This window comes from Gorillibacterium terrae, from assembly GCF_051594785.1.
Taxonomy (GTDB): domain Bacteria; phylum Bacillota; class Bacilli; order Paenibacillales; family NBRC-103111; genus Gorillibacterium.
The window spans coordinates 1,016,865-1,040,826 of the sequence record NZ_JBPPGI010000001.1 but is presented as its reverse complement, the minus strand read 5'-3'; the positions used below and the strand labels follow the sequence as shown (position 1 = coordinate 1,040,826).

Here is a 23,962-nt window from a genome sequence, read left to right as displayed (position 1 = left end):
CCCGCTAAGCGGACGGAAAGGACGCCGTAAGCAGCAGCTCCGCCTCCTCGCCCTTGTAACGCTCGTGAATTTCCAGGAAATGCCGCTGGTTCTCGACGAAGCTGCGGACAACCTCCGGGTCGAAGTGGGTGCCGGAGTCCTCCACAATCATCCGAACGGCCATTTCATGGGGAATGGCCGTTTTGTACACCCGTTTGCCCGTCAGGGCATCATACACATCGGCGACCGCCATAAGCCGCGCCGAGAGGGGGATGCGTTCGCCCCGAAGCCCGTAGGGATAGCCTTTGCCATCCCAGCGCTCGTGGTGATACAGCACGATTTCCTTGGCGAAGCGCAGGAACGTATCGGAGCTGTTCATCAGCTTTTCCGCGCGCAATATCGCTTCATGGCCCAGCAGGGTATGGGTTTTCATCACTTCGTATTCGGCGGCGGTCAGCTTTCCCGGTTTTTGCAGAATGTAATCGGGAATGCCGACCTTGCCGATATCGTGCAGGGGAGCCGAGGTGACCATCAAGTCGATCGCTTCCGGAGTGAGCAGGGCGCGGTACTTGTCTTGCCGGCTCAGATGGGTCGCCAGCAGGCGCAGGTAGTATTTTGTCCGCTGGATATGGTTGCCCGTATCCAGGTCGCGGATTTCGGCAAGCGCCGCCATCGACATGATCGTTACTTCCTGAATCGTCGAGACCTCCTGGCTCCGGCGGGAAATCTCCATTTCGAGAAAATGGTTGTGGTCCTTCAGGATGTCCCGCGATTGCTTCAGCTCCAGATGCGTCTTCACCCGCGACAGCAGAATCGGTGCGCGGATCGGCTTCGTCAGATAGTCGACGGCCCCGATTTCGAGACCCTTGCTCTCGTCCTGCGTCTCTTCCTTGGCGGTCAGAAAAATAACGGGAATCTCCTTCAGCTCGTTCTCCAGCTTGAGCCTTCGGCAAGTCTCATATCCATCCATCACCGGCATCATAATATCCAGCAGAATCAGGTCCGGCGGCGATTCCTTCGCCACCTGCAGCGCCCGTACCCCGTTATTCGCAACCTTCACGCGGTAATGCGGCTTGAGCAGCCCGCTGAGCAGAGCGATGTTGCCGGGGACGTCGTCCACGACCAGAATGGTCGGTTTTCTATCCATCATGAGGTTTCGGCTCCCTTTCCATTCTGGTCTCGATCTCGCTCCGACCGGGGAATCCGTTCCCCGATTCGGATGATCGCTTGCTCGTAATCAAACGCATGCATGAGCCGGTCCAGCTCGGCCAAGTCGTCCGGCCGCCAAATCCCGCTCCAGGCCGGCCGGTGCTCCTCGTAGAAATCGGCCGCCTCGGCGTCGCTTTCTTGCAGAAGCCTAATCAGTGTGCGCAGCAACGGCATCGCCGCTTCGATTTCCGGCCGTTCATCGGCCATCCCGGCCTGCAGGTTGTCGGCAAGCGCTGCCGTCAGCGCCGCCGAAAGCGAGTCGGTCCTCTGTTCCAACTCGGTCAGCATCGGACCGACCCGGCTGCCGTGAGGCAATGGGCCCGGTTCTGACAAAATGGCACATATGCGGTCGGATAGCTCTTGAATGCTGTGCGCTCCGACGTTCCCGGATAACCCCTTCAAGTTATGCGCCAGCCGGTGAACGGCACTCCAATCCTGCGCATCGCCCGCTTTCCGGAGCTGAGCGGCCAACTCGCGCTGAGAGTCCGCGAAGGACATCAGAAGCCGCCGGTACAGTTCTTCATGGCCCCCCAGCCGGTTGAGAGCGGCCTCAGCGTTCAAGCCGTCCACCCGAAACGGCGGACGAGCGCCGCTTCGTGCATGAGACGGCGGCACGGAGACGGCGCCGGAATAGCCGGAAGGCTCGCTTAAGGCCGGAAGCCATTTTCCCAGCATCGAGAACAGCAGGTCGGCGTCGATCGGCTTCGCCAGGTAATCGTTCATGCCCGATTCGAGGCAGCGCTCCTTCTCCTGGGCAAACGTTCCGGCGGTGAGGGCGATGATCGGAATCTCCGCATGGCTCGAACGAATCCGCGAGGCCGCCGCGAAGCCGTCCAGAACCGGCATCTGCAGATCCATCAGAATGAGCTGGAAGGGGTCTCTTCCGACCTGCTCCTGCATGGCTTTTACCGCTTCCGCTCCGTTATTCGCCACCGCCGTACGGATGCCCTGACTGGCGAGCATCTCCAAGGCGATCTGCTGATTGATGGCGTTGTCCTCCACCAGCAGAATCCGCACCCCCGCCAGGCGCCTGCGGCGGGTTTCCTTCCCTTCCGGCGGCGAAGCCTGTCCGGCTGCAGCCGCCGGGCCATCCGCCGCCTCCGCCGGATGGCCCGGTTCAGGGACCTCCTGAAACCAGGCGGTAAAGCGGAAGACGCTGCCCCCCTCATCTCGGGCGCGGACTCCGATCTGACCGCCCATCTGCTCGGTCAGCCGTTTGCAGATCGCAAGCCCCAGGCCGGTTCCGCCGTATCGGCGGGTGGTCGAGCTGTCCGCCTGAACGAACGCCTCGAACAGCCGGTGCTCGTTGTCCTTCCCGATGCCGATTCCGCTGTCGCTGACTTCGAATGCCAGCTTGATCCGGCCGTCCGTCCGGCGAAGCCGCTCGGCGCGGACCTCGATTTCGCCCCGTTCGGTAAATTTGACCGCGTTGCTGACCAGATTCATCAGCACCTGCCTCAGTCTGAGCGAATCGCCGGTCAGCCGCGCCGGCAAGTCCTGCGCGAAGACGGTCCGAAGCGCCAGTCCTTTCTCGGCCGCTTGCTGGGCGAACAGCTCCGATGCCTCCCGCACGGTCTCCTTCAGCCCAAATTCCTTCGCTTCCAGCTCGATCTTGCCCGATTCGAGCTTGGAGTAATCCAAAACTTCATTCAAAATATTGAGCAAGGTGGTTCCGCCCTGCTGGATGTTGGCCAAATAACCGCGCTGCTTGGGATTCGTCTCCGTCTTAAGCGCCAAATGCGCCATGCCGATGATCGCGTTGAGCGGCGTGCGGATTTCATGGCTCATGTTGGCGAGGAACTGGGACTTGGCTGCGGTCGCTTCCTCCGCGCGGTGCAGGGCCTGCTTCAGCTCCTCCTCCTTCCGCCGGTTGTCCGTGATATCCTCCGACACGCCGAGCAGGAAGATCGGCTCTCCGTCCGCATCATAGATCGGAAGCTTCGATGCGTGCAGGTAGCGCTTGTTCGCTCCCTCTCCCATCTCTTCGATCACCTCGCGGGGCAGGCCGGATGCCAGCACCTCGCGGTCGGCTTCCCGCAGCCGGGCCGCGAGCTCGCTCGGGAACAGCTCGTAATCGGACAAGCCCTGGACAGCCTCCGTCGTTTTGCCGAAAAACTCCGCACAGGCCCGGTTCACCCGATGGAACCGCAGCTCCTTCACATCCTTGACGTACAGCATGAGGGGAATATGATCGATGATCGCATCGAGAAAATTGCGGCTGTTGATGAGCTCCTTTTCCTTCTCCTTGAGATCGCTGATATCGGTGATGATGCCGAGGAAGCCGCCGATCTGGCCTTCGCTCAAGCGATACGCCGAGATCGAATAAAGGATATCGTGGTTCTTCCCGTCGGCGAAGACCCGCTGAAGCTGCCTGGAAGCTGAACGCGAGCGTCGGGATGCCTCGTCGAGCATCCGGCCCAGCGTGTCTGCGCTTGCGGGAGACAGATGCGGCGTGGAATGATAATCCCGCCCGATCAATCGGTTCCGGTCGACTCGGAAGGCTTGTTCGTAGGCCTTGTTGCAGCCGACGAAGAAGCCGTTCACGTCCAGATAAAAGAGCGGATGGGGAAGGGTATCGATCAACTGATTGGTGAACGCGAGCTGATCCGACAGCTGCCGCCGCACCCGTTTCAGGTCGGTGATGTTTTCCTTGATGCCGATATAGTGGGTCACCGTTCTCGATGCATTCTGAATCGGTGCGATGATCACCTCTTCCGTATACTCTCGCCCCGATTTCATCCGGTTGACGAATTCGCCGCTCCATTTTTCACCGCGCTGCATCGCGCCGTTCATGTCCAGGTAGGTCTGCTTCGGGGTCTTTCCGCTCTGCAGGATCGCCGGCGTAAGGCCCACCGCCTCTTCCCGCGAATATCCCGTCAGCTCGACGAAATAGCGGTTCACGTATTCGATTCGTTTGTCCCTGTCCGTGATGACGACCGTCAGCGGCAGTTGGTCGAGCACATTCTGATAGAGCCGCATGCGTTCGCTGAACTCCTGCTCGGCCGCCAGCAATTGATGGGAGGCATTCAGCTGTCTCACATACAACCGGACCATGCAGTACGCCATGATGACGATCAGATAAGGAAACATCCGCTCGGCGGAAAAGCCGTCGTAGACGAGAACGAGGGCGGGGAAGACGAGAAAGGCCAGCGTGCGGCGAAGGCCTTCGTCCGGCGGATGGTCCGTTCCCGAACCTGGACCGGCATCCGCCGAGCTGCCCGGCAGAAGCCCTCCGACCACCAGACATACGAAGGCGATCAGCGGCAGCGCCGAGCCCAGGATCGGGCCTGTCGGCTGCTTTCCCAGAATTGGGCCGATTTCCGCAAAGGCAGTTACCGAGAGCCCGGCCAGCAACCAGGGAAATCCCGTTCCTCCCTCGGCCTTGCGATACATTCCGCTCAGGAGAAGGCCGCTCATCAGGACAAGCTGCACAGCCAGCAGCAGCAAGTCCGCGCAGGTCTTCGGGTCGCCCGCGGCGATTGCCGGAAGCCTGTCCCGCAGGAACAGGAACCAGAGACTGACTCCCGCGCATTCCGCAAGCGTCCATTGATCCCACAGCAATTGAAGCTTGGAGAACCGTTTCCGGTTCGCGCGATGGAATTGCACCAGCGAAACGATGAGCAGGAGCCGGGGAATGAGGAACAACCCGACGGTAAGCGGAGCCGGCCTCGCTGGATCGTAAGCAAGCGGAGCCCCAAAGTCGGGGACCAACCCGATCCATCGGCCCAGGGCTTCCGCGGCAAAGGCGAGCCGAAGGGTCCGATAGGCTAAGCGATGCTTCTCATCTCTTCGTCTTCCGAGGTATACCAGATAGAGCAAGCAAGGCGCGAAGGAGGCCGCCCAGGCTCCCCCGCCGGAGCTTCCCCACCGTTCTCCCGATGCGTTTCCAAGCAATATGCAGGCGACATACAAGCCCGCGGCTGCGCCAAGCCCGGCTTTCTTCCCCATTGAATCCACAGCCTCTCCTGTCTCTCTAACCGGTACCAGGTCTCTCTATTTGCTTTTCTATATTCTACCATGATTTCTCGACTAAATAACCATTTTTTCGACAAAAAATTAGTCCTTTCTTCCCACGCTAAAATGAAAGCGGCCTACTTCCGGTGATCATCCGGAACAGGCCGCTTCTTATGCGCCAGGCTTGTCGGCTTCCGCCAAAAAACCGGGTTTCCATGAAAACAAGCCCGGCTTCGAGAAGCCGGGCTTGTACACTCTGCGGGTCATCGTCAAGTTGGATTTAGGTTAAGCGGAGCGGTCCGGCTTAATCACGACATAATATTCATAGCCGTCCTCTTCGACCGAGGTCTTGGTCAGATGCCAGCCGATGGACAGAACTCCGGACAGGTGCTCGATCTCCTCGGCGGCGAGCCGGGCTTCGACCGCTTCCTTGCCTTCCGTAAGCTCCAGCATGGCTTCCTTGCCCAGCGCTACCTTAATCCAACTGCTGATGCCGCGAATCGTATTGTATTTAATCCGGTAACCGTTATACACGGCCTGCCGAAATCCGTCGGGGTCTTCCGCCTGAAGCTCCGTCAGACGCCGGTAATCGAATTCGAACTCGCTTTCGTCCTTGGGCAGATTTCCGTCCTGAACCCGCTGCAGCAATTCCTGCTCGGTCCAGCCTTGTCCGCGCAGCGATTCCAGCAGAAGGGCATCCCATTGGGAAAGCTTCCCCTTTTGAACCTTGTCTTCTGTCATCGTCCCCAGCTCCTTTTCCAACTTGCCTCCATCCTCTATTCTATACCAAATGATAGTCGGCCACCAAATGGCCGGGACTTACCTCTCGCAGCTCGGCCGATTCGGCGGCCGCGAAACGCAGCGCGTCCCGGTCGAACAGGATGCGCTCCCGGCTGCCCCGGGGGTCCGGCTCGAGGATCGAAGACAGCAGGGCTTGGGTATACGGATGCAGCGGGTTCTCATACAGCTCATCGCTATCCGCCACTTCGACCAGCCGACCGGCGTACATGACCCCGATGCGGTCGGAGATATGCCGCACCATCGACAGGTCGTGGGCGATGAACAAGTAGGTGAGGCCAAACTCCGCCTGCAAATCCTCCAGCATATTGACCACCTGCGCCTGCACCGACACGTCGAGCGCCGAGATCGGTTCGTCGCAAACCACGAACTCGGGATGCACCGACAGAGCACGGGCGATGGAGATCCGCTGCCGCTGGCCGCCGCTGAATTCGTGCGGATAGCGGTTGAGATGCTCCCGCTTGAGCCCCACCTTCTCCAGCAGCGCGGCGACTTCCTCCCTGCCGCCGGACGCCGGGTAGACGCCGTGAATTTTCATCGGCTCGCTGATCAGCTCCAGCACGTTTAAGCTGGGATTGAGCGAGGAGTACGGGTCTTGGAAAATCGACTGGATGCGCCGCCGGAACGGCTTGAGCGCCTTCTCGCCCAGGCGGCCGATCGGCTGTCCGTCGAAGATCACCTCTCCGTCGGTATAGTCGTACAGCCGCAAGAGACAGCGGCCGACCGTCGATTTGCCGCTGCCCGATTCGCCGACGAGCCCGAAGGTCTCTCCCCGCCGGATCTGGAAGCTGACGCCGTCCACGGCCTTCAGCACGCTTTCCTTCCCTCCGAAGAACCCTTGCCCTTTGGAAAAATGCTTCTTCAGTCCGCGCACGTCCACCAGCGCGTTCGCTTTATCGGCTGCCATCGGCTCCGCCTCCTTCTCCGGCGGGGAGTACCGGCTCCGACGCGCTTTCCGCCTTCACGCCGGGCAGGGCTTCCGCCAGCCAGCACATCGAGCGGTGCCCCGGCGAGAGCTCGAAGGCCGGCGGCCGCTCGGAACAGCGATCGAACGCATACGGGCAGCGATCGCGGAAAGGACAGCCGCTGGGCGGGTCGAGCAGATCGGGCGGCGAGCCCTCGATGGGCGTCAGCCGCTCGCGACCCTCCTTGCCCCGCTTCGGCAGGGAGCGGAGCAGCCCGAGCGTATAGGGATGCTGCGGGCGATAGAAGATGTCCTCTACGCTGCCTTCCTCCATGATGAGGCCGCCGTACATGACGATCACGCGCGTGCAGACCTGCGCCACGACGCCGAGGTCGTGGGTGATGAGCGCGACTGCCGTCCGGGTTTCGGTCTTCAGCTTCTTGAACAGCTCCAGAATCTGGGCCTGGATGGTCACGTCGAGCGCCGTAGTCGGCTCGTCGGCGATCAACAGCTCCGGCGAACAGGACAGCGCCATGGCAATCATTACCCGCTGGCGCATGCCGCCGCTGAATTCGTGCGGATATTGGCGCAGCCGTTCGCGCGGCTGGGAGATGCCGACCTCGGTGAGCAGCCGGACGGCTTCCCGGGCCGCTTCCGCCTTGGACAGACCGCGATGCCGGCGAATGATCTCCGTCAATTGGTCGCCGATCCGCTTGACCGGATTGAGCGAGGTCATCGGGTCCTGGAAGACCATGGCGATCCGATTGCCGCGCAGGCGGCGCCATTCCTTCTCGGAGAGGCTCAGCAGATTTCGGCCGCGGTATTCCACGCTACCGGATGCGATTCGGCCCGGCGGCTGAATCAGCGCCATCACCGCCTTGGCCGTGACGCTCTTGCCGCTGCCCGACTCGCCGACGATGCCGAGCGTCTCTCCCTCCTCGATCGTGAAGCTGACTCCCCGCACGGCTTGATTTTCTCCGTCCCGCGTCTGAAAAGAGACGTGCAGATCGCGGACGGCAAGCAAGGGTTCGGTCATGGTAGGTTCGTCTCCTCCTAACGCTTGATCAGCTTCGGTTCGAAGCCGACCCGCAGAATATCGCCCAGGACGTTAAAGCTGAGCACGGTAAGCAGAATCAAGAGGCCCGGGAATACGGCCAGGTAGGGCGCTTGCGCCATGGTGCCCTGGGCGCTGTTCAGCATGCTGCCCCACGTGGCGTTCGGCGGCTGCACGCCGAAGCCCAGGAAGCTGAGCGACGACTCCATCATAATCGCCGAAGCGATGCTGTTCGTCGCCCCGACGATGATGACCGGCACGAGGCCCGGCAGGATATGCTTGACGATAATCCCCCACGTGCTTTGTCCCGATGCCTTGGCATAGAGCACGTACTCTCGCTCCTTCACCGTCATCGTCTCCGCGCGGATCACGCGCGAGATGTTCATCCACATGAGAAAAGCGATGATGAGAATGATGTTGGGCACGCTCGGTTTCAAGAACACGCTGAGCAGAAGCAGAATCAGGAAGGACGGAATCGACAGGATGATATCCAGCAGCCGCATGAGCAGCGTATCGACCCAGCCTCCAAAATACCCGCTGACCACCCCGACCGTTACCCCGATAAGCGTGGCCACGATCATCGACGAGAAGCCGACCAGGAGGGAGATTCGCCCTCCATATAAGGCTCTCGCCAGATAGTCCCGCCCGTATTCGTCCGTACCGAACCAATGGCCGGCTCCGGGCGGCTTCAGGCGTTCCAGCGCGTTCATTTCATTCGGATCGTGAGGGGAAACAAAGGCAAAGATCGAGCCCAGCACGAGCAGGACCAGCAAGAGGAAAGCGGCGAGCCCCCATTTGTTCTCCAATAGCTCGCGTCCGACATTTTTCCAGGTTCTGCGGTTCATGGCGGTCACCTTCCTCCTTTGATGCGCGGGTCCACGATGCCGTATAGGATGTCCGCAGCCAGGTTGCCCAGAATCAGCAGCAGCGAGGACAGCAGGGTGATGCCCATAATCAGGGGATAATCCATTCCCCGTACGGCCGTCATCCCGAGCGAGCCGATGCCCGGCCAGGAGAAGACCGTCTCCGTCACGATCGCCCCGGCGACGAGATCGCCCATCGACATGCCAAGCAGGGTGATGACCGGCAGAAGCACATGCTTCAGCACATGGCGGAACAGCACCGTCCGCTTCGACGAGCCGAAGGCATATTGAATCTGCACGTAGTCCTCCCTGAGCTGCCCGACTGTGCTGGAGCGGATGTAGCGTACATAGACGGCCAGAAAGCCGAAGGCCAGGGTGAGGCAGGGCAGGAGGCCGTGGCGGAGGACGTCCGCAGCGGAGTTCACTCCGATGGTGCGCATCCCCATGCTCGGCAGCCAATGCAGGTAAATGGCAAATAGATAGATCATGAGGATCGCGAGCCAAAAGACCGGGATCGAAATGCCTACATAGGCCACCGCATTAATCAGCTTGTCGATCCAGCGGTTGCGGTTGGCTCCCGCCCACAGGCCGAGCGGAATCGCCAGCAGCACGGCCAGCCCGATGGCGCTCGCCATGAGACCGGCGGTAGCGGGCAGCCGGTCGAGAATCTGGCCGAGCACCGGCTGATGGTTCACCAGCGAGTAGCCGAAATCCCCGCGCACGATCTCCTTCAGCCAGAGGCCGTATTGAATATAGGCGGGCTTGTCGAGCCCGAGGTTGTGGCGGATGCGTTCAATGTCTTCGGCATGCATGTTCGGCGTCACAAAGGAAAGCACCGGGTCGCCCGGAGCCAGCTTGATCATCGCGAAGCACGCCACGGAGACGAAGAACAGCATCGGCAAGGTTTGCAGCAGTCTGCGAACGATCATCCGTCCCATCGTACACTCCATTTCCGCGAGGGCCGCGTCTGCCAAAAAAATAAGCCGGGTTCTCCGGCTGAATGGGAACCCGCTTATTTTTTGGCCTGCGGCGTTTCGCGCGTTATTTCCGGTAAAGCTTCGACAAGTCTTCGAAGATCACGACCGGCTTCAGTACGGCTTGGTCGATGCCGCCGAATTGCTTGGACATGGCCACGATCGTCTTCGTATAGGCAATCGGGTAGATCGGGGCGTCATTCGCCACGGTTTCCTGCGCCTTCTTGTAGATTTCTCCCCGCTTGGCGGTATCGGCTTCGCCCGCTCCCTCGTTCAGGAGCTTATCCACCTCGGGGTTCTTGTAGTGCGAATAGTTTGAGTTGCCCGTCGAGGTATACAGGATGCGGTAGGCGTCGGGGTCGTAGCCCATGATATAGCCGGTCAAGGCCAGCTCGAAATCTTTCGCGTTCAGGTCGATAAACTTCTGGGTAAAGGCGCTGGAGTCCATGCTTTGCAGCTCGACGGTTACGCCGACGGCTTTGAGTTTCTGCTGCACGTACAGGGAAACGGCCTCTTGCACCTTGTTGCCGCTCTGCACGATGAACCGCAGCTTCAAGTTTTTGACCCCGGCGGCGTCAAGCATTTCCTTGGCTTTGGCCGCATCGTTGTCGAAGGTGGGCACCTCGTTCGTGAAGTAAAGCGCGTCCGGCGTCAGGAAGGACTTGGCCGGTTCGGCGTATTCCTTCGACGTATAAGCCGTCTGGATGATTTCATCGCGGCTCAGCGCGTACGACAGCGCTTGGCGGACTTCCTTCTTGGCGAGCACGCCGGTGTCGCTGTCGGCGTTGAACATCAGATAGGACAGCCGACCTTCGCTGTAAGGCAGAATCTCAAAGTTGCCCGTCGCCTGAATGGTGGAGACATCCTGCGGATCGAGGTACTTCACGTTGATTTCACCGTTTTGCAGGGCCAGGTTGGCCGCGTTCGTATCCTTGGCGATGCGGTAGGTAACCGAATCGAGATGCGGCTTGCCGCCGAAGTAGTTATCGAATCGCTCAAGCGTCACATACTCGCCGGTCTTGTATTCCTTGAACTTGAACGGCCCGGAACCGACCGGCGCAGCGTTCTTCGTGCTCTTCTCGATATCCGCCTCGTTCTCGAAGACATGCTTCGGAATCGGCGAAACCTGCACCAGCGTGGCTTCAAACGCCGGGCTGACCTGGGGAAGCTTGAACTCGACCGTCACGTCGTCCACCTTCGACGCCGTGATCGGCTTGCCGCCCACCAGGAAGTTCTCCCGCAGGAAGCTGTTCTGCTTCTCGTCGAGGATCTTGTCGACCGTGAATACGACATCGTCCGCCGTCAGCTTCTCGCCGTCGTGCCAAGTGAGGCCGCTCTTCAGCTTAAGCGTATAGGTCAGGTTGTCGGCGGAAGGCGTCAGGCTCTCCGCCAGATAAAAGGTCTTCTTGCCGTTGTTCACTTGAAACAGAGGCGCGAACAGAGCCTGGTCGATCGTCAGGCTGACGCGGTCCCCCGCATAATTCGGGTTAAGAACGACCGGATCGCCGGCGACGCCGATGATCAGATGGCCGCCGTCCTTCGCCGTACCGTTCCCGGCCGGCGCTTGGGTCGCCGCGGAGCCGCTCGCCGCAGGCGATGACGAGGACGAACTGCCGCCTCCCGTGCAGGCGGTCACCAGGAAGGTCAACAGAATCAAAGCCATGAAGCCGGAAATCGATTTGCGCATGTAGTTTCTCCCCCTGTGCGTTAGGTTTCTGCTGTGATGTTTGTCATTATAAATCGGGATACTAGGAATTACAAGCGAGTTTAGCATGGCGTTCTCCCCTCTAGTATCCCTTCTCCGTTTTCGCTCATGCGTGAGCGAAGTCCCACACGGCCGAATCTCGAACGAACGGCGAAGCAGTCCCCGGTTATGCAAAAAAGAGCGTCCCCATCGTCATCGCCGATGACCGGGAACGCCCTCATATCGTATTGGCTCTCAAGGCTCTTCATTAAGTTTCAGGAGGGATGGGAAGTTCGGGAGGATCGGGAGCTTCCGACCGTTGCGGCCGCATCTCCTTCCCGGCAGGGTCGTACCCATCCCCGTCCCGCCGGCATATGGTAGAAGTAAACGTTCAGGCTTACAGCTTCTCGGATACGACCTTGGCCTGGGTGAACAGCAAGAGGTAATCCCGTCCCCCGGCTTTCGAGTCGGTGCCGGACAGGTTGAAGCCCCCGAACGGATGAACGCCGACGAGCGCTCCGGTGCATTTGCGGTTGAAGTAGAGGTTGCCGACATGGAACTCGTCGCGGGCCTGCTCCAGATGCGGACGGCTGCGGGAAATCACCGCACCGGTCAACCCATATTCCGTCCGGTTGGCAATCCGGATGGCTTCCTCGAACGAAGCCGCCTTCAGAAAGGCCACGACCGGCCCGAAAATTTCCTCTTGGGCGATCCGGGCGTCCGGTTCAACATCGGCGATGATCGTCGGCTCCAGGAAAAACCCGTCCGGACTTCCCATTCCGCCTCCGGTAACCAAGCGGCCCTCCGTTTGGCCGATGGCGATATAATCGCGGATCTTGGCATAGGCGTGCGCGTCGATGACCGGGCCCATCTCCGTATCCGGTTGCTGCGGATCGCCGACCCGAATGGCGCGCGCTCGTTCCGCCACCTTATCCAGCAGGGCGTCGTAGATTCCCTCAAGAGCCACGACCCGCGAGCAGGCCGAACATTTTTGGCCGGAAAAACCGAAGGCCGAAGCGGCGATCGCCGACGCCGCCAGCTCCAAGTCGCTGTCCTCGTCGACGATGATCGTATCCTTGCCGCCCATCTCCGCCACGACCCGCTTGATCCATCTCTGCCCGGGACTCAGACGGGCCGCCCGCTCATTGATGCGCAAGCCTACCTCCCGCGAGCCGGTGAAGCTGACGAACCGCGTCAGCGGATGATCGACCAGGACATCTCCCACCTCCGCGCCGGAGCCGGGCAAGTAATTCACCACACCGTCGGGAACGCCCGCTTCCTCCAGCAGCTCCGCGAACTTGGCCGCGATCACCTGCGTCGGGCTGGCCGGCTTCACCACCACCGTATTGCCCGCCACCACGGCGGAGGCCGTCATCCCGGCGAGGATGGCGAGCGGGAAATTCCACGGCGGAATGATCACGCCGACGCCGAGCGGAATATAGGTCAGCTCGTTGTCTTCTCCCGCCAGGCGAACGAGCGGCTGCCGTTCGCCCAGCCGCATCATCTCCCGTGCGTAAAACTCGAGAAAGTCGATCGCTTCCGCCGTATCGACATCCGCTTCCACCCAGCTCTTGCCGGCCTCGTACACCATCCACGCGGAGAATTCCGCTTTCCGCCGCCGAAGAAGCGCCGCCGCCTTAAGCAGATACCGGGCGCGGGCATCGGGGCTAACCCGCTTCCAAGCTTCGAACGCGGCCGCCGCCGTGCGCACCGCTTCGTCCGCCAGCCCCGGGTCCGCCTGGTCGACCCACCCGATCACCTGATCCGTCTTCGCCGGATTGATCGAAGCCCGCCTTCGCCCGGTGGCAAGCCGCCGCCCTCCGATCACCGGGCCGAAGCTGCGCCCGAGCTCCGCCCCTGTTTGAGACAGCGCCGCCTGGAACGCAGCCCGGTTCGGAGCCAGCGAAAAATCGGTAAACGGCTCATTGCGGAATGTCTCCATCATCCTGTTCTCCTCCTTTATACCAATATAAGCAAGCAGCACCAAGGATAGGAGTGATTGCCCGTGAAAAAGACAGTCGAACTCATCCGCGCTCCCTTCGACCTGGGCGCATCCCGCCGCGGAGCCGCCCGAGGACCGGACGCTCTCCTGGCCGCCGGTCTCGAGGATCGGCTGCGCGGGTTGGGCTGGACGCTCTTCGAGGAACCGGCCGGCGGCGAAGACGCCACCTCGGGCGGCAAGCCGGTGTTCAGCCGCGAAACCTCTGCCGATCGAGCGATCAAGCATTTGCCGGAGACGGCCGCCTTCGCCGCCGCGCTGGCCGCCCGGGTGTCCGCCGCCGCACGGTCGAGCCGGTTCCCGCTCGTGCTGGGCGGCGACCACAGCGTCGCCATCGGAACGCTGGCCGGCCTGGCCGACGTCTACAAGCGGCTCGGGGTGATCTGGATCGACGCCCACGGCGATCTCAATACCGAGGCGACCAGCCCTTCGGGGAATATCCACGGCATGGCGCTCGCCGCGAGCCTGGGCCACGGGCACCCGCTGCTCACCGGCATCCGGACGGCCGGAGCCAAACTCCGGCCCGAGCATACGGTGATTGTCGGCGCCCGTTCGCTCGACCCGGGGGAGCGGGCGGCGATCCGCTCGTTCGGCGTCGGCTGCTACACCATGCACGATATCGACCGGCTGGGAATGCCGCGGGTGATGGAGGAAGCCATTCGCCGCGTCTCCTCGGGCACAGACGGCGTCCACCTCAGCTTCGACATCGACAGCGTCGATCCGGTAGCCGCGCCGGGAACGGGGACGCCGGTGCCCGGCGGCCTCAGCTACCGCGAGGCCCATCTGGCGCTGGAGCTCTTGTTCGAAGCGGGAATCGTCACATCGGCGGAGTTCGTCGAGCTGAATCCCGGGCTCGATACCGATGGCCGAACTGCAGAGCTGGCGGTGGGCCTGATCGGTTCTCTGCTCGGACAGCAAATCTTGTAGAGGAGGCGTAGGTATGAGCCAGGAACAGCGACAGCCTATCCCCGATCCGGCGGACGAACCGGAGCGAATGGTCGGAAGGCCGGAGATTGACGCAGCAGCCCAATCGGGCGGGTCGGACGGCCCGAAGGAGGCGGGTTCATCCGGAAGCCTCACCCATGACGGCGTTCACAGCGGCGATACGGGATCAAGCGCGGTCATCGCCCGGACGGAGGCTTACGGGGCGGCCAATTACAAGCCGCTGCCGATCGTCATTTCGCGGGCGGAGGGGGTCTGGGTCGAGGACCCCGAGGGCCACCGCTACCTCGATATGCTGAGCGCTTATTCCGCCTTGAACCAAGGGCACCGCCATCCGGCAATCGTTCAGGCGCTCAAGGACCAGGCCGACCGGGTGACGCTCACTTCCCGGGCGTTCCACAACGAGCGGTTGGCCGAGTTCTATGCCCGGCTCTCCGCCTATACCGGCAAGCCGACGATTCTGCCGATGAACACCGGCGCGGAAGCGGTGGAGACGGCCGTGAAGGCGGTCCGGCGCTGGGCGTACCAGGTCAAGGGCGTCGCCCGCGACCAAGCGGAAATCATCGTCTGCGAAGGCAATTTCCACGGACGGACGACCACCATTACCTCCTTCTCCTCGGAGGAGGAATACCGCCGGGGCTTCGGGCCGTTCACGCCGGGCTTCGTCTGCATCCCCTACGGTGACCTGAAAGCGCTGGAAGCGGCCATCGGTCCGAATACCGCCGCGTTCCTCGTCGAGCCGATCCAGGGCGAGGCCGGCATCCGCATCCCTCCCGAGGGGTATCTGCGGCAGGCTCGGGCGCTCACCCGCGAGCATAGCGTCCTGCTCGTCGCGGACGAGATTCAGACCGGCTTCGGCCGCACCGGCAAGCGGTTCGCCTGCGACTGGGAGGGCGTCGAGCCGGATGTCTATCTGCTCGGCAAAGCGCTCGGCGGCGGCGTGCTGCCCGTCTCGGCGGTCGCGGCGGACAGCGAAGTGCTGGGCGTGTTTACCCCCGGCTCGCACGGGTCGACCTTCGGCGGCAATCCGCTCGCCTGCGCCGTGGCCTGCGCCGCCCTGGCGGTGGTCCGCGACGAGCGGCTGGCGGAGAGGTCCGCCGAGCTGGGCGGCTATTTCCTGAGCAAGCTTCAGGCAATCCGCAGCCGCTGCCCGCAGATCGCCGATGTCCGCGGCCGCGGCCTGTTCATCGGGGTGGAGCTGACGGAGAAGGCGCGGCCCTACTGCGAGAAGCTGATGCAGGCGGGGCTGCTGTGCAAGGAGACCCACCGCACGACGATCCGGTTTGCCCCTCCCCTCACGATCGCGAGGGAGGAGCTGGACTGGGCGCTGGAGCGGATCGAGGCGGTTCTCGCCGCCGGTTGACGGAAAGGGAAACGAAGCGTGTCGATGTCGACCGCGCTCCCAGCTCACGAGAGCTTTCTCGGCAAGCGCCCTTTGTCGGCTTGACCCGATCGGCCGATTGCCGCAGAATGAAGACGGTCTCGACACGAATCGTGTCGCAGCCGAATAGAGAAGCAACTCGTGGGGGAGATCAACGTGGCAGAGCTGGCGGTCATCGGCAGCATCAACATGGATGTGGTGAACCGGGTGGAGCAGCATCCCCTGCCCGGCGAAACGGTGCAAGGAAAGCAGACCTCCTATCACCCCGGCGGAAAAGGCGCCAATCAAGCGGTGGCGGCGGCGCGGGCAGGCGCCTCGGTGCGGATGGCCGGGGCGGTGGGAGAGGATTCCTTCGGTCCGGTTCTGCTCGGCGCGCTGGCGGAGCACGGTGTCCAAACGGACAGCGTCCAGCGGCTCCCCGGCACATCGGGGCTGGCTTTCATCACCGTCGACGCCGCGGGCGAGAATTCGATCATCCTGTCCGCCGGTGCGAACGGGGAGTTCACTCCCGGCCGGCTCCGCAGCGTCTGGGACGGACTCGCGGAATGCTCGGCCGTCCTGCTGCAGAACGAAATTCCGTGGGATACCACGTTTGCAGCCATGAAGCGGGCCAAGGAGCGGGGAATGCGCGTGTACTTCAACCCCGCCCCGGCCCTCCGGCCGCCGCTGGAAGCTTATCCGCTTCTGCACAGCCTGATCCTGAACGAGACGGAAGCGGCCTTCCTCACCGGTTCGGCGCTCCCGGACGAAGAGCGGGAAACCGAGGCGGTACAGAAGCTGATCGCCCGGGGAGCCGAGAGCGTCATCCTCACGCTCGGAGCCCGCGGCCTCGTCTACGGAGACCGGTATGGCAGCGCGTTCCGGCTTCCCGCCTACCGGGTAGAGCCGGTCGATACCACGGCGGCGGGCGATACGTTCATCGGCGCTTATGCGGCGGCACGCCAGCGGGATGATTCCGTCGAAGCCTCCCTGCGGTTCGCTTCCGCCGCGGCCGCCATCGCAGTTACCCGCAGCGGGGCTCAGGAATCCGTTCCCGAACGCGGAGAGATCGCCGCTTTTCTGCGCGAACGCTCTCCTTTCCTCTAACGAGCAGACTTTTTCCCCATACCTTCCCCCATCCGGAGAAGGGCCGGAAAAAGGCGTGACTCCCCGCCCCAATAAGCCGAAAGACTCCAACCTGTCCCGGGCGGACGTGGATGGAGTCTTTTTCGTTGTTCCTAGTCTTCGAACACCTCGTGCCAGACGGCGTCCGCCAGCTCGCGGACCTTCTCATGCCGGTCGAGGCGGGCCTGAGCGATCTCCGAGCGATGCCGTTCAGGGTCGTGGTTCCGCAGGTAACAGAGAACGTTGATCTTCCACTTCCACAGCTCTTCGCCGCTGAGGTAAAAGAACTTCAGCTGAACCTCCTCCCGGTAGAAGGTCTCGCCCATCGCGAGAATCTTCTCCGGGGTTAGCTCGGGAGCCAGCTCGGCCAAGCCGGGAAACTCCTTGGCCGCCTCCCATTTCCCCCGGTTCATCGGACAAGCATCCTGACACAGGTCGCAGCCGTAGAGGCAATCGCCGAATTTGCGGCTGAGCGGCTCGTTCCGGAGGTCCCGCCCGCCGAAGGTGGTGAGGAAGGAGATGCAGCTCAGCGGCTGCATCGTGTACGGCTCGGACAGCGAGCCGGTCGGACAGGCCTCCAGACAGCGGGTGCAGCCCTTCGGGCAGGGAGCCGGTATCGTTTCTCCGCGCAGTTCCATCGCTTCATCCGTCAGCCAGGCCTCCAGGTGCACCCAAGACCCCTTTTCGGTATAGAAGAAATTATTGCGCCGAATCAGCCCGAGTCCCGCTCGCATCGCCGCCCAGCGAAGCCCGACGATTCCGAACTTCCGGTTGGTGGCGGTCGTAAGGCCCAGCTCCTGCATGTAGCGCTCGATGGCGTCCCCGTTGCGGTATTCCTCCGTTCGGGGATCGACCCGGATATCGAACAGGTACGATTTGCCGATATGTCCTCTAACGGAATCGGGCACCCGGTATTGGCTGTATCGGGAGAGAAGCACCACCACCGACTTGGCCCACGGGTAATCGGCAAGCGGCTGAACCAGCCGCTTCTGCTGCCGGTAGAACGGTTCGGAGCCGGGCACCTTCTCCAGCCGCTCCTCGAATTTCTCCCCGTAGCCGGCGAGGTCCTCCACGGGGATGATGCCGCAAGCTTCGTAGCCCAGCTCGAGGGCTTTGTCGCGAATCAGGACTGCCGTCCGGTTCATACCGCCCGCTCCTCGGAGGATACGGCCTCGGTGAGATAGCGCCGGTACGCCTCGAAGCTTGCGGCAAGCTCGGCATCGGTCACGTTCCTCGCATCGTGCAGGAGAAAAGGCGGAAGCGGCGACGCTCCGACATGGTAGGCGAGCGCCTGCATCGGCAGGAGCAGATCGCGGACGGCAAACCGGTTGTAGCCCTCCGGACGGTAGGACTCCGCCGTTCCGGCCGTGGAGACGGCGAGGCCGATCTCCTTGTTCGCCAGATGCTGTCCGCCGGGCCCGAAGGCCCAGCCCCGCTCCAGCACCTCGTCAAACCACTGCTTGAGGAGAGGCGGCGTACTGTACCAGTAGAGCGGGTACTGAAACACGATCCGGTCGTGGCTATCCAGCAGCCGCTGCTCCCGCCCGATGTCGAGGCGGCCGCCGGGCGATGCGGCGTACAGCTCATGCACCGTGACGGAGGCTTCCTGTCTCGCCGCGTCTGCCCAGGCCCGGTTAATCCGCGACCCCAGCAAGTCGGGATGGGCGACAATCGTCAGCGTTCTCATCCTTCATTCCTCCTCAGCAATTGACGGGAAAAGCGGAATGCTTCTCCCAGCTTTTGTGCTCCTCGAGCCGAGTCTTGAGATTCTCACGGATGGTCTCGTAGGCGGGAGCGCCGAGCGGGAAATGCAGCGGCGGCCGCTCCATTCCGGCCAGCTCCACAATCGCCTTCGCCGCCAGAGCCGGATCGCCCTGCGGAAAAGAAGCAAACCGCTTGCCAACAGCTTCTTGGAGGGCTTGATATTCCACCGGCCCCTCTACCCGCGGAGACTTTCGTCCAATCTCCGTCCGGTAGACGGCGGGCTCGACTGCGGTGAACTTGACGCCGAATCCGGCCAGCTCCTGGGCGAGCGAGTCCGTCAGGCCCTCGACGGCGTACTTGGTCGCCGAATAGATGCTCTGGAACGGAAACGAAAGCTTGCCGAGCACGGAAGAAAAGTTGATGAAATGACCGGCTCCTTGCTCCTTGAACACGGGCAGCGCGGCCCGGATCATATGAAGGACGCCGAACACGTTGGTATCGAATTGCTCGCGGATCTGACGGTCGGTCATGGCTTCGAAGACTCCCGTCAGGTCGTATCCGGCGTTGTTCACCACGACGTCGAGCCGCCCGAATCGGTTCACCGCTTCTCGTACGACCCGTTCCGCCTGCCCGGCATCGGTCACATCCAGCTCGGCCAGATGCACGCGGTCCCCGCCTCGCACGGCATAATCCTCAATGCGGTCCAAGCGGCGCGCCGTCGCCACGACCCTGTCCCCCGTCGTCAAGAGCCGTTCGACCAGCTCGCGGCCGAATCCCGACGAGGTGCCGGTGATTAACCAAACTTTGTCCATACTCCACATCTCCTACGCGGCTCGAATGCGGTCCGACATCCTTTGCCTCTCGTTTATGAACGACCGTTCATTTTTATTATAGACCCGTTTGGCCGGATGTCAATTCCCTTGTGCTTCTTTCCGGCGGCCCGGTATAATGAAATATGAACAACCGGTCTGGAAAGGATGGATTGCGCATGAAAAAAGGGGATGCCACCAAGCAGCGAATCGTCGAACAATCGGCTTACCTGATGAATCGCAAGGGCTTTATCGCTACCTCGCTGGCCGATATTATGGACGCAACCGGCCTGCAAAAAGGCGGATTCTATAATCACTTCAAGAACAAGGAAGATCTGTCGCTTCAGGCGTTCGACTATTGCTGCTCGGTTCAGTCCAAGCTGCTCGGCGAGGCGACCGCGGCGCCGGTTCCCGCAGCGGACAAGCTGAAAGCCTTCGTCGACGCCTTCTTCCAGTTTCCGATTCCGGGCGGCTGCCCGATCATCCACGTGGCCGTCGAGACGGAGGATCAGCCCGGGCCGCACGCCTTGAAGGAGGCGGCCCGGGCCAAGATGGACGAGCGCATCGGCCTCTTGGCCTCGCTCATCGAAACGGGCCAGCGCGCCGGCCAGATTCCCGGCGGGCTTGATCCCCGGGAAGAGGCGGCCGCGCTGATGGCCGAAATCGAAGGCGCTATCCTGCTGTACAGCCTCTACGAGGACCGCGCGCACATCGATCGGGCCAAGCGGCGGCTATACCGGGAGCTGGAGGAGCGGTTTGCCGTCCGGGCGGACTAAGCCGGCCGCCGACTCGTCCACCGCATTCCTTCGCATACGACCAAGAAGCCCGGCGCAACTGGCTCGCCGGGCTTCCTTGTTCTGATAAGGGCGGAGGCTTACGCCCATTCGACGACCGCTTCCAGCGGCTGCCGGGTCTTCGGCTGCGCCTCGCGTCCCCGGTAGCCGAAGCCGGCCATCACCGACACGCCGAAATGCGCGGGATCGAGCAAACCGGCTTCCTGCAGCACCTTCTCGACGCCTTCCCGGTTGAAGCCCTCGATCGGGCAGGAATCGATCCAGAGGAGCGCCGCCGCCGTGAGCATATTCGCCAGGGCAATATAGGTCTGCTTGCCGGCCCAGTCAAACAGCGCCCGGTCGCTTTCCAGCAGCTTGAAATCCTCGCGCTGGAAGTGCTCGAAGCTCGCCCGCTTCTGTTCCGCCGTCTCGGCGGATAGCCCCTGAACCTCGGTCATGATCCGAGTGATGTAGTCCGCATCGTACCGGACCTCGGCTCCCTTGCGGGCGAGCAGAATCACGAAATGGCTTGCGCCGTTAAGGCTGTTTTGCGCGCCCCAGGCGACCGGGCGCAGCTTCTCGCGCAGCTCCGGATTCTGCACGACGAGGAACTTCCACGGCTCGAAGCCGTAGGAGCTGGGCGACAGACGGCCCGCTTCGAGAATGACGGCGAAATCCTCGTCGGATACCCGCTTGGTCGGATCGAATTTCTTGGTGGCGTGACGGAACTGCAACGCGTCCAAAATGACCGAACGGGTCTGGATCTGGGTCTGGGTCTGAGTCATGGCGAATTCCTCCTTTGGGTTATGTTCGAATCTTAGCACAACAGGATCAGAGGTGTAAGTACGCACAATTTTGATATATAATATACAGAAATGATCTTAGGTATCTTTTTTATCCCACCTCAACGGAAGGTGGAATCCCGAATGAAAGAAGGTATCCCCATGGCAATCCAACCCGTCCCACCCGAATGCGGCAGCGCTCCTTGCCCGGTCGAAACCACCCTCACCATCATGAGCGGCAAATGGAAGGGCATCATCCTCTACCGGCTGCTCGGCGGCAAGATGCGGTTCAATGAGCTGAAGCGCACCATGCCGAGTGTGACCCACCGCACGCTCACCCTGCAGCTCCGCGAGCTGGAGCAGGACGGCATCGTGAAGCGCACCGTCTATGCCGAGGTTCCGCCCCGCGTCGAATACGAGCTCACTCCGCTCGGCTCGTCCATGTCTCCCATCATTCAATCCATGTATACCTGGGGCACGGCCTACCAGAATCGGGCACAAGCTTAGTCCAATCTCGTTTTCCAGGAGGTCTTCGATGTCGAACTCCCTCGTGACCAAGAATGCCCTCGCCCGCTCCCTGAAAAGGCTGATGCTGACCACCGCTCTCCCCAAGATCACGATCGGCCAGTTGACCGACGACTGCGGGCTGACCCGCCATACCTTCTACAACCACTTCCGCGACGTTTACGAGCTCCTCGGCTGGGTCTACCAAACGGAGATCATTGAGGAACTGGAGGAATACCGGCATTACGCCGGCTGGAAGCAGGGGTTTCTCAGCGTGCTGCAATACATCCGGCACAACAAAACCGTCTGCCTGAATACCTTTCATTCCATCGGCCGCGAGCATCTGGAGGCTTTTCTGTACCAGGTCATCTATCGGGTCGCGGAATGCGTAGTGGAGGAAGCTTCCGCCGGGCTCGGCGTCAGCCCGCAGGCCAAACGGGAGGTGGCGGACTTCTACACGCTTGCCGTGCTCGGCCAAGTCATTCAGTGGCTGAAAGCCGGCGCCCAGTCCGATCCCGAGGAAATCGTGCGGCGGGTGAGCCGGATCGTCGACGGCAACATTGCCCGCAGCCTCGCCAACTACGGGATGGCGCCTGCCCCAGCAAGAGCCTGAGCTTCTTCCGATGAAGCCCTGAGCCGCCTCCTTCCCGGTCCTCCGCCGCCGGCCGGGAAGCGGTTCGACGGGCCGATACCGGTACAATTTCTGTCACATGTGCAAACTCTGCACATCCGGCTCGAACTGTACCTGGCTTTCCCGCCTGCCGGTGATATAGTAAAGGCGTTCCAAGCTTTTACCATCACTGGACAAGGAAGGGATCGAACTCATGGGAACCTATCAGCGGATTCATCCCCGGGTGCCCGAAGGCATCGCGGGGCGCAAGGCGTATCTCGTCGGCGGCGGCATCGGCTCGCTCTCGGCGGCGGCGTTTCTCATCCGCGACGGACACATGCCCGGCCGGAATATTCACATTCTCGAGGAATCGCTCGTGTACGGCGGTTCAATGGATGGGGCAGGCAACGCCAAGGATGGCTACAGCGCCCGCGGCGGCCGGGAAATCGAGGAGCATTTCGAGTGCTTCATGGAGCTGTTCGGCTTCATTCCCTCGCTCTCCGACCCGGACCGCACCGTGCTCGACGAGTTCCGCGAGCTGAACCTGCAGGAACCGATCGAATCCCACTGCCGGCTCGTGGAAAAGGCGGGCCAGAAGGCGGATTTCTCCTCGCTCGGCCTCTCGCCGTTTCATTCGCTGCAGCTCGGCAAGCTCTCGCTGCTGACGGAGGAGGCGCTCGGCGCGGCGACGATCGAGCAATTCTTCGATCCGACGTTCCTGGAGACGAACTTCTGGTATTACTGGCGGTCCATGTTCGCCTTTGAGAACTGGCACAGCGTGGTCGAAGTCAAGCGCTACATGGAGCGCTTCATGCACCTCATCTCCGGCATGAACCAATTGAAGGGCATCCTGCACACCGAGTACAACCAATACGATTCCCTGATTCTCCCGCTGATCAAATGGCTGGAAGCGCAGGGCGTTCATTTCGACAAAGGCCATCAGGTCGTCGATGTGGACTTCGACTTCGCAGACGGCCGCAAGACCGCGACGCGCCTCCATCTGCTGGCGAACGGCAAACCGCTGACCCTCGATGTGTCCCCGGACGACCTGGTGATGGTCACGAACGGCTCCATGACCGAGAATTCCTCGCGGGGCGATCTTAATCATCCTGCCGTTCTCAACCGTTCGACGACCGAACGCGGCTGCTGGAGCCTGTGGGAGCGGCTGGCGGCAAAGTCTCCCGATTTTGGCCGTCCGGACGTCTTCTGCGGCGACATCGACAAGACCAATTGGCTGTCGTTCACGATTACGTTCACGGACGACGAGATCGTCTTCCCCTACCTGCTGGAATTCACCGGCGATGAGCCGGGAATGGGCGGCGTCGTGACGGTCAAGGATTCCAATTGGCTGCTGTCCTGGACGGCGCCGAAGCAGCCGCATTTCCTCAACCAGCCGGACAACGTGAAGGTGCTGTGGGCCTACGGCCTCTTCCCCGATGCGGAGGGCAATTTCATCAAGAAGAAAATGGCCGACTGTTCGGGGCGGGAACTGTTGGAGGAATTGTGCTATCACATGGGCTTAAAGGACCGCATCCCGGAAATCCTCGCCCGCACCACCAATGTGATTCCCTGCATGATGCCGTACATCACCTCCCAATTCATGCCGCGCGTCAAGGGCGACCGGCCGGAGGTCATTCCCCCGGGCAGCACGAACTTCGCCTTCCTCGGCCAGTTCGCCGAGGTCCCCGACGATTGCGTGTTTACGGTCGAATATTCCGTCCGTACCGCCATGACGGCGGTTTACCGCCTGCTGAACCTGGAGAAAGAGGTCATTCCCGTCTATCCCAGCCGCTACGACATCCGCGTGCTGTTGACCGCCGTCCGCACCTGCCTCGGCAACAAGCCGCTGCCGCTGGACAAAACGCTCGGTCAGCTCCTGAGCGGCACGGAAATCGGCCGTTTGCTCCGCTGACTCTCGCTGCTCCAATCAAAACG

At 61.9% G+C, this 23,962-nt stretch carries 20 protein-coding genes; 7 read left to right on the top strand and 13 right to left on the bottom strand.

The genetic code is table 11. From position 1 onward, the window contains the following. Positions 1-4 precede the first annotated feature (4 nt). From ACSEXS_RS04420 to pruA, 9 genes are all read right to left on the bottom strand, one after another. Complete coding sequence (locus tag ACSEXS_RS04420; protein WP_438431963.1) at positions 5-1,129, bottom strand: response regulator; 1,125 nt, start codon at positions 1,127-1,129, stop codon at positions 5-7. Further along, a complete protein-coding gene (locus ACSEXS_RS04415; protein WP_438431962.1) occupies positions 1,126-5,136 on the bottom strand; it encodes a hybrid sensor histidine kinase/response regulator in 4,011 nt (1,336 codons plus the stop codon). Before ACSEXS_RS04415 ends, ACSEXS_RS04420 begins: the two co-directional genes overlap by 4 nt. A gap of 291 nt (positions 5,137-5,427) precedes the next feature. Further along, a complete protein-coding gene (locus ACSEXS_RS04410) occupies positions 5,428-5,883 on the bottom strand; it encodes a hypothetical protein (protein ID WP_438431961.1) in 456 nt (151 codons plus the stop codon). A 40-nt stretch (positions 5,884-5,923) separates the two neighbouring features. Next, a complete protein-coding gene (locus tag ACSEXS_RS04405) occupies positions 5,924-6,847 on the bottom strand; it encodes an ABC transporter ATP-binding protein (RefSeq protein WP_438431960.1) in 924 nt (307 codons plus the stop codon). Further along, positions 6,834-7,880, bottom strand: coding sequence for an ABC transporter ATP-binding protein (locus ACSEXS_RS04400; RefSeq protein ID WP_438431959.1), 1,047 nt, complete (start codon positions 7,878-7,880; stop codon positions 6,834-6,836). The genes ACSEXS_RS04405 and ACSEXS_RS04400 overlap by 14 nt, the downstream gene beginning before the upstream one ends. Positions 7,881-7,897: 17 nt before the next feature. Then, positions 7,898-8,743, bottom strand: coding sequence for an ABC transporter permease (locus tag ACSEXS_RS04395; RefSeq protein WP_438431958.1), 846 nt, complete (start codon positions 8,741-8,743; stop codon positions 7,898-7,900). A 5-nt stretch (positions 8,744-8,748) separates the two neighbouring features. Next, positions 8,749-9,699: an ABC transporter permease gene (locus ACSEXS_RS04390; protein ID WP_438431957.1), complete on the bottom strand. Its 951-nt coding sequence runs from the start codon at positions 9,697-9,699 to the stop codon at positions 8,749-8,751. Between the two features lie 103 nt (positions 9,700-9,802). Next, a complete protein-coding gene (locus ACSEXS_RS04385) occupies positions 9,803-11,422 on the bottom strand; it encodes an ABC transporter substrate-binding protein (RefSeq protein ID WP_438431956.1) in 1,620 nt (539 codons plus the stop codon). Between the two features lie 394 nt (positions 11,423-11,816). After that, positions 11,817-13,364, bottom strand: a complete 1,548-nt coding sequence (pruA, locus tag ACSEXS_RS04380; protein WP_438431955.1) for an L-glutamate gamma-semialdehyde dehydrogenase — start codon at positions 13,362-13,364, stop codon at positions 11,817-11,819. Positions 13,365-13,418: 54 nt separating this feature from the next. On the opposite strand from pruA, the gene rocF reads away from it, so the two are divergent. The 3 genes from rocF to rbsK all read left to right on the top strand — a co-directional run bounded on the left by rocF (position 13,419) and on the right by rbsK (position 16,827). Continuing rightward, positions 13,419-14,345 (top strand): arginase, encoded by a 927-nt coding sequence (gene rocF / locus ACSEXS_RS04375; protein WP_438431954.1) that lies wholly within the window; start codon positions 13,419-13,421, stop codon positions 14,343-14,345. 13 nt (positions 14,346-14,358) lie between these two features. Beyond that, positions 14,359-15,723: an ornithine--oxo-acid transaminase gene (locus ACSEXS_RS04370; protein ID WP_438431953.1), complete on the top strand. Its 1,365-nt coding sequence runs from the start codon at positions 14,359-14,361 to the stop codon at positions 15,721-15,723. A gap of 159 nt (positions 15,724-15,882) precedes the next feature. Further along, positions 15,883-16,827, top strand: a complete 945-nt coding sequence (gene rbsK, locus ACSEXS_RS04365) for a ribokinase (protein WP_438431952.1) — start codon at positions 15,883-15,885, stop codon at positions 16,825-16,827. Positions 16,828-16,958: 131 nt separating this feature from the next. Here the strand turns inward: rbsK and ACSEXS_RS04360 are convergent, their stop codons facing one another. From ACSEXS_RS04360 to ACSEXS_RS04350, 3 genes are read right to left on the bottom strand one after another with little or no spacing between them, the layout of a single operon-like run. Next, positions 16,959-17,990: an epoxyqueuosine reductase gene (locus tag ACSEXS_RS04360; RefSeq protein ID WP_438431951.1), complete on the bottom strand. Its 1,032-nt coding sequence runs from the start codon at positions 17,988-17,990 to the stop codon at positions 16,959-16,961. Continuing rightward, positions 17,987-18,532, bottom strand: coding sequence for an NAD(P)H-dependent oxidoreductase (locus ACSEXS_RS04355; RefSeq protein WP_438431950.1), 546 nt, complete (start codon positions 18,530-18,532; stop codon positions 17,987-17,989). The genes ACSEXS_RS04360 and ACSEXS_RS04355 overlap by 4 nt, the downstream gene beginning before the upstream one ends. Before the next feature lie 13 nt (positions 18,533-18,545). Beyond that, on the bottom strand, positions 18,546-19,361 hold the full coding sequence (locus ACSEXS_RS04350) for an SDR family oxidoreductase (protein ID WP_438431949.1): 816 nt from the start codon (positions 19,359-19,361) through the stop codon (positions 18,546-18,548). Positions 19,362-19,537: 176 nt separating this feature from the next. Between ACSEXS_RS04350 and ACSEXS_RS04345 the strand changes: the two genes are divergently transcribed. Beyond that, positions 19,538-20,134, top strand: coding sequence for a TetR/AcrR family transcriptional regulator (locus ACSEXS_RS04345; RefSeq protein WP_438431948.1), 597 nt, complete (start codon positions 19,538-19,540; stop codon positions 20,132-20,134). A gap of 98 nt (positions 20,135-20,232) precedes the next feature. Here ACSEXS_RS04345 and ACSEXS_RS04340 read toward each other — a convergent pair whose 3' ends face one another. Further along, on the bottom strand, positions 20,233-20,916 hold the full coding sequence (locus tag ACSEXS_RS04340) for an NAD(P)H-dependent oxidoreductase (RefSeq protein WP_438431947.1): 684 nt from the start codon (positions 20,914-20,916) through the stop codon (positions 20,233-20,235). A gap of 159 nt (positions 20,917-21,075) precedes the next feature. On the opposite strand from ACSEXS_RS04340, the gene ACSEXS_RS04335 reads away from it, so the two are divergent. From ACSEXS_RS04335 to ACSEXS_RS04325, 3 genes are all read left to right on the top strand, one after another. Continuing rightward, positions 21,076-21,420: a winged helix-turn-helix transcriptional regulator gene (locus tag ACSEXS_RS04335; RefSeq protein ID WP_438431946.1), complete on the top strand. Its 345-nt coding sequence runs from the start codon at positions 21,076-21,078 to the stop codon at positions 21,418-21,420. A gap of 28 nt (positions 21,421-21,448) precedes the next feature. Further along, positions 21,449-22,030, top strand: coding sequence for a TetR-like C-terminal domain-containing protein (locus ACSEXS_RS04330; protein ID WP_438431945.1), 582 nt, complete (start codon positions 21,449-21,451; stop codon positions 22,028-22,030). Positions 22,031-22,241: 211 nt separating this feature from the next. Further along, a complete protein-coding gene (locus tag ACSEXS_RS04325; RefSeq protein ID WP_438431944.1) occupies positions 22,242-23,939 on the top strand; it encodes an oleate hydratase in 1,698 nt (565 codons plus the stop codon). Positions 23,940-23,962 lie beyond the last annotated feature (23 nt).

Bases quoted from the DNA above. Each gene is read 5' to 3' on its own strand.
- ACSEXS_RS04420 (WP_438431963.1), bottom strand. From the start codon at position 1,129: ATGATGGATAGAAAACCGACCATTCTGGTCGTGGACGACGTCCCCGGC.
- ACSEXS_RS04415 (WP_438431962.1), bottom strand. From the start codon at position 5,136: ATGGGGAAGAAAGCCGGGCTTGGCGCAGCCGCGGGCTTGTATGTCGCC.
- ACSEXS_RS04410 (WP_438431961.1), bottom strand. From the start codon at position 5,883: ATGACAGAAGACAAGGTTCAAAAGGGGAAGCTTTCCCAATGGGATGCC.
- ACSEXS_RS04405 (WP_438431960.1), bottom strand. From the start codon at position 6,847: ATGGCAGCCGATAAAGCGAACGCGCTGGTGGACGTGCGCGGACTGAAG.
- ACSEXS_RS04400 (WP_438431959.1), bottom strand. From the start codon at position 7,880: ATGACCGAACCCTTGCTTGCCGTCCGCGATCTGCACGTCTCTTTTCAG.
- ACSEXS_RS04395 (WP_438431958.1), bottom strand. From the start codon at position 8,743: ATGAACCGCAGAACCTGGAAAAATGTCGGACGCGAGCTATTGGAGAAC.
- ACSEXS_RS04390 (WP_438431957.1), bottom strand. From the start codon at position 9,699: ATGGGACGGATGATCGTTCGCAGACTGCTGCAAACCTTGCCGATGCTG.
- ACSEXS_RS04385 (WP_438431956.1), bottom strand. From the start codon at position 11,422: ATGCGCAAATCGATTTCCGGCTTCATGGCTTTGATTCTGTTGACCTTC.
- pruA (WP_438431955.1), bottom strand. From the start codon at position 13,364: ATGATGGAGACATTCCGCAATGAGCCGTTTACCGATTTTTCGCTGGCT.
- ACSEXS_RS04370 (WP_438431953.1), top strand. From the start codon at position 14,359: ATGAGCCAGGAACAGCGACAGCCTATCCCCGATCCGGCGGACGAACCG.
- ACSEXS_RS04360 (WP_438431951.1), bottom strand. From the start codon at position 17,990: ATGAACCGGACGGCAGTCCTGATTCGCGACAAAGCCCTCGAGCTGGGC.
- ACSEXS_RS04355 (WP_438431950.1), bottom strand. From the start codon at position 18,532: ATGAGAACGCTGACGATTGTCGCCCATCCCGACTTGCTGGGGTCGCGG.
- ACSEXS_RS04350 (WP_438431949.1), bottom strand. From the start codon at position 19,361: ATGGACAAAGTTTGGTTAATCACCGGCACCTCGTCGGGATTCGGCCGC.
- ACSEXS_RS04345 (WP_438431948.1), top strand. From the start codon at position 19,538: ATGAAAAAAGGGGATGCCACCAAGCAGCGAATCGTCGAACAATCGGCT.
- ACSEXS_RS04340 (WP_438431947.1), bottom strand. From the start codon at position 20,916: ATGACTCAGACCCAGACCCAGATCCAGACCCGTTCGGTCATTTTGGAC.
- ACSEXS_RS04335 (WP_438431946.1), top strand. From the start codon at position 21,076: ATGGCAATCCAACCCGTCCCACCCGAATGCGGCAGCGCTCCTTGCCCG.
- ACSEXS_RS04330 (WP_438431945.1), top strand. From the start codon at position 21,449: ATGTCGAACTCCCTCGTGACCAAGAATGCCCTCGCCCGCTCCCTGAAA.
- ACSEXS_RS04325 (WP_438431944.1), top strand. From the start codon at position 22,242: ATGGGAACCTATCAGCGGATTCATCCCCGGGTGCCCGAAGGCATCGCG.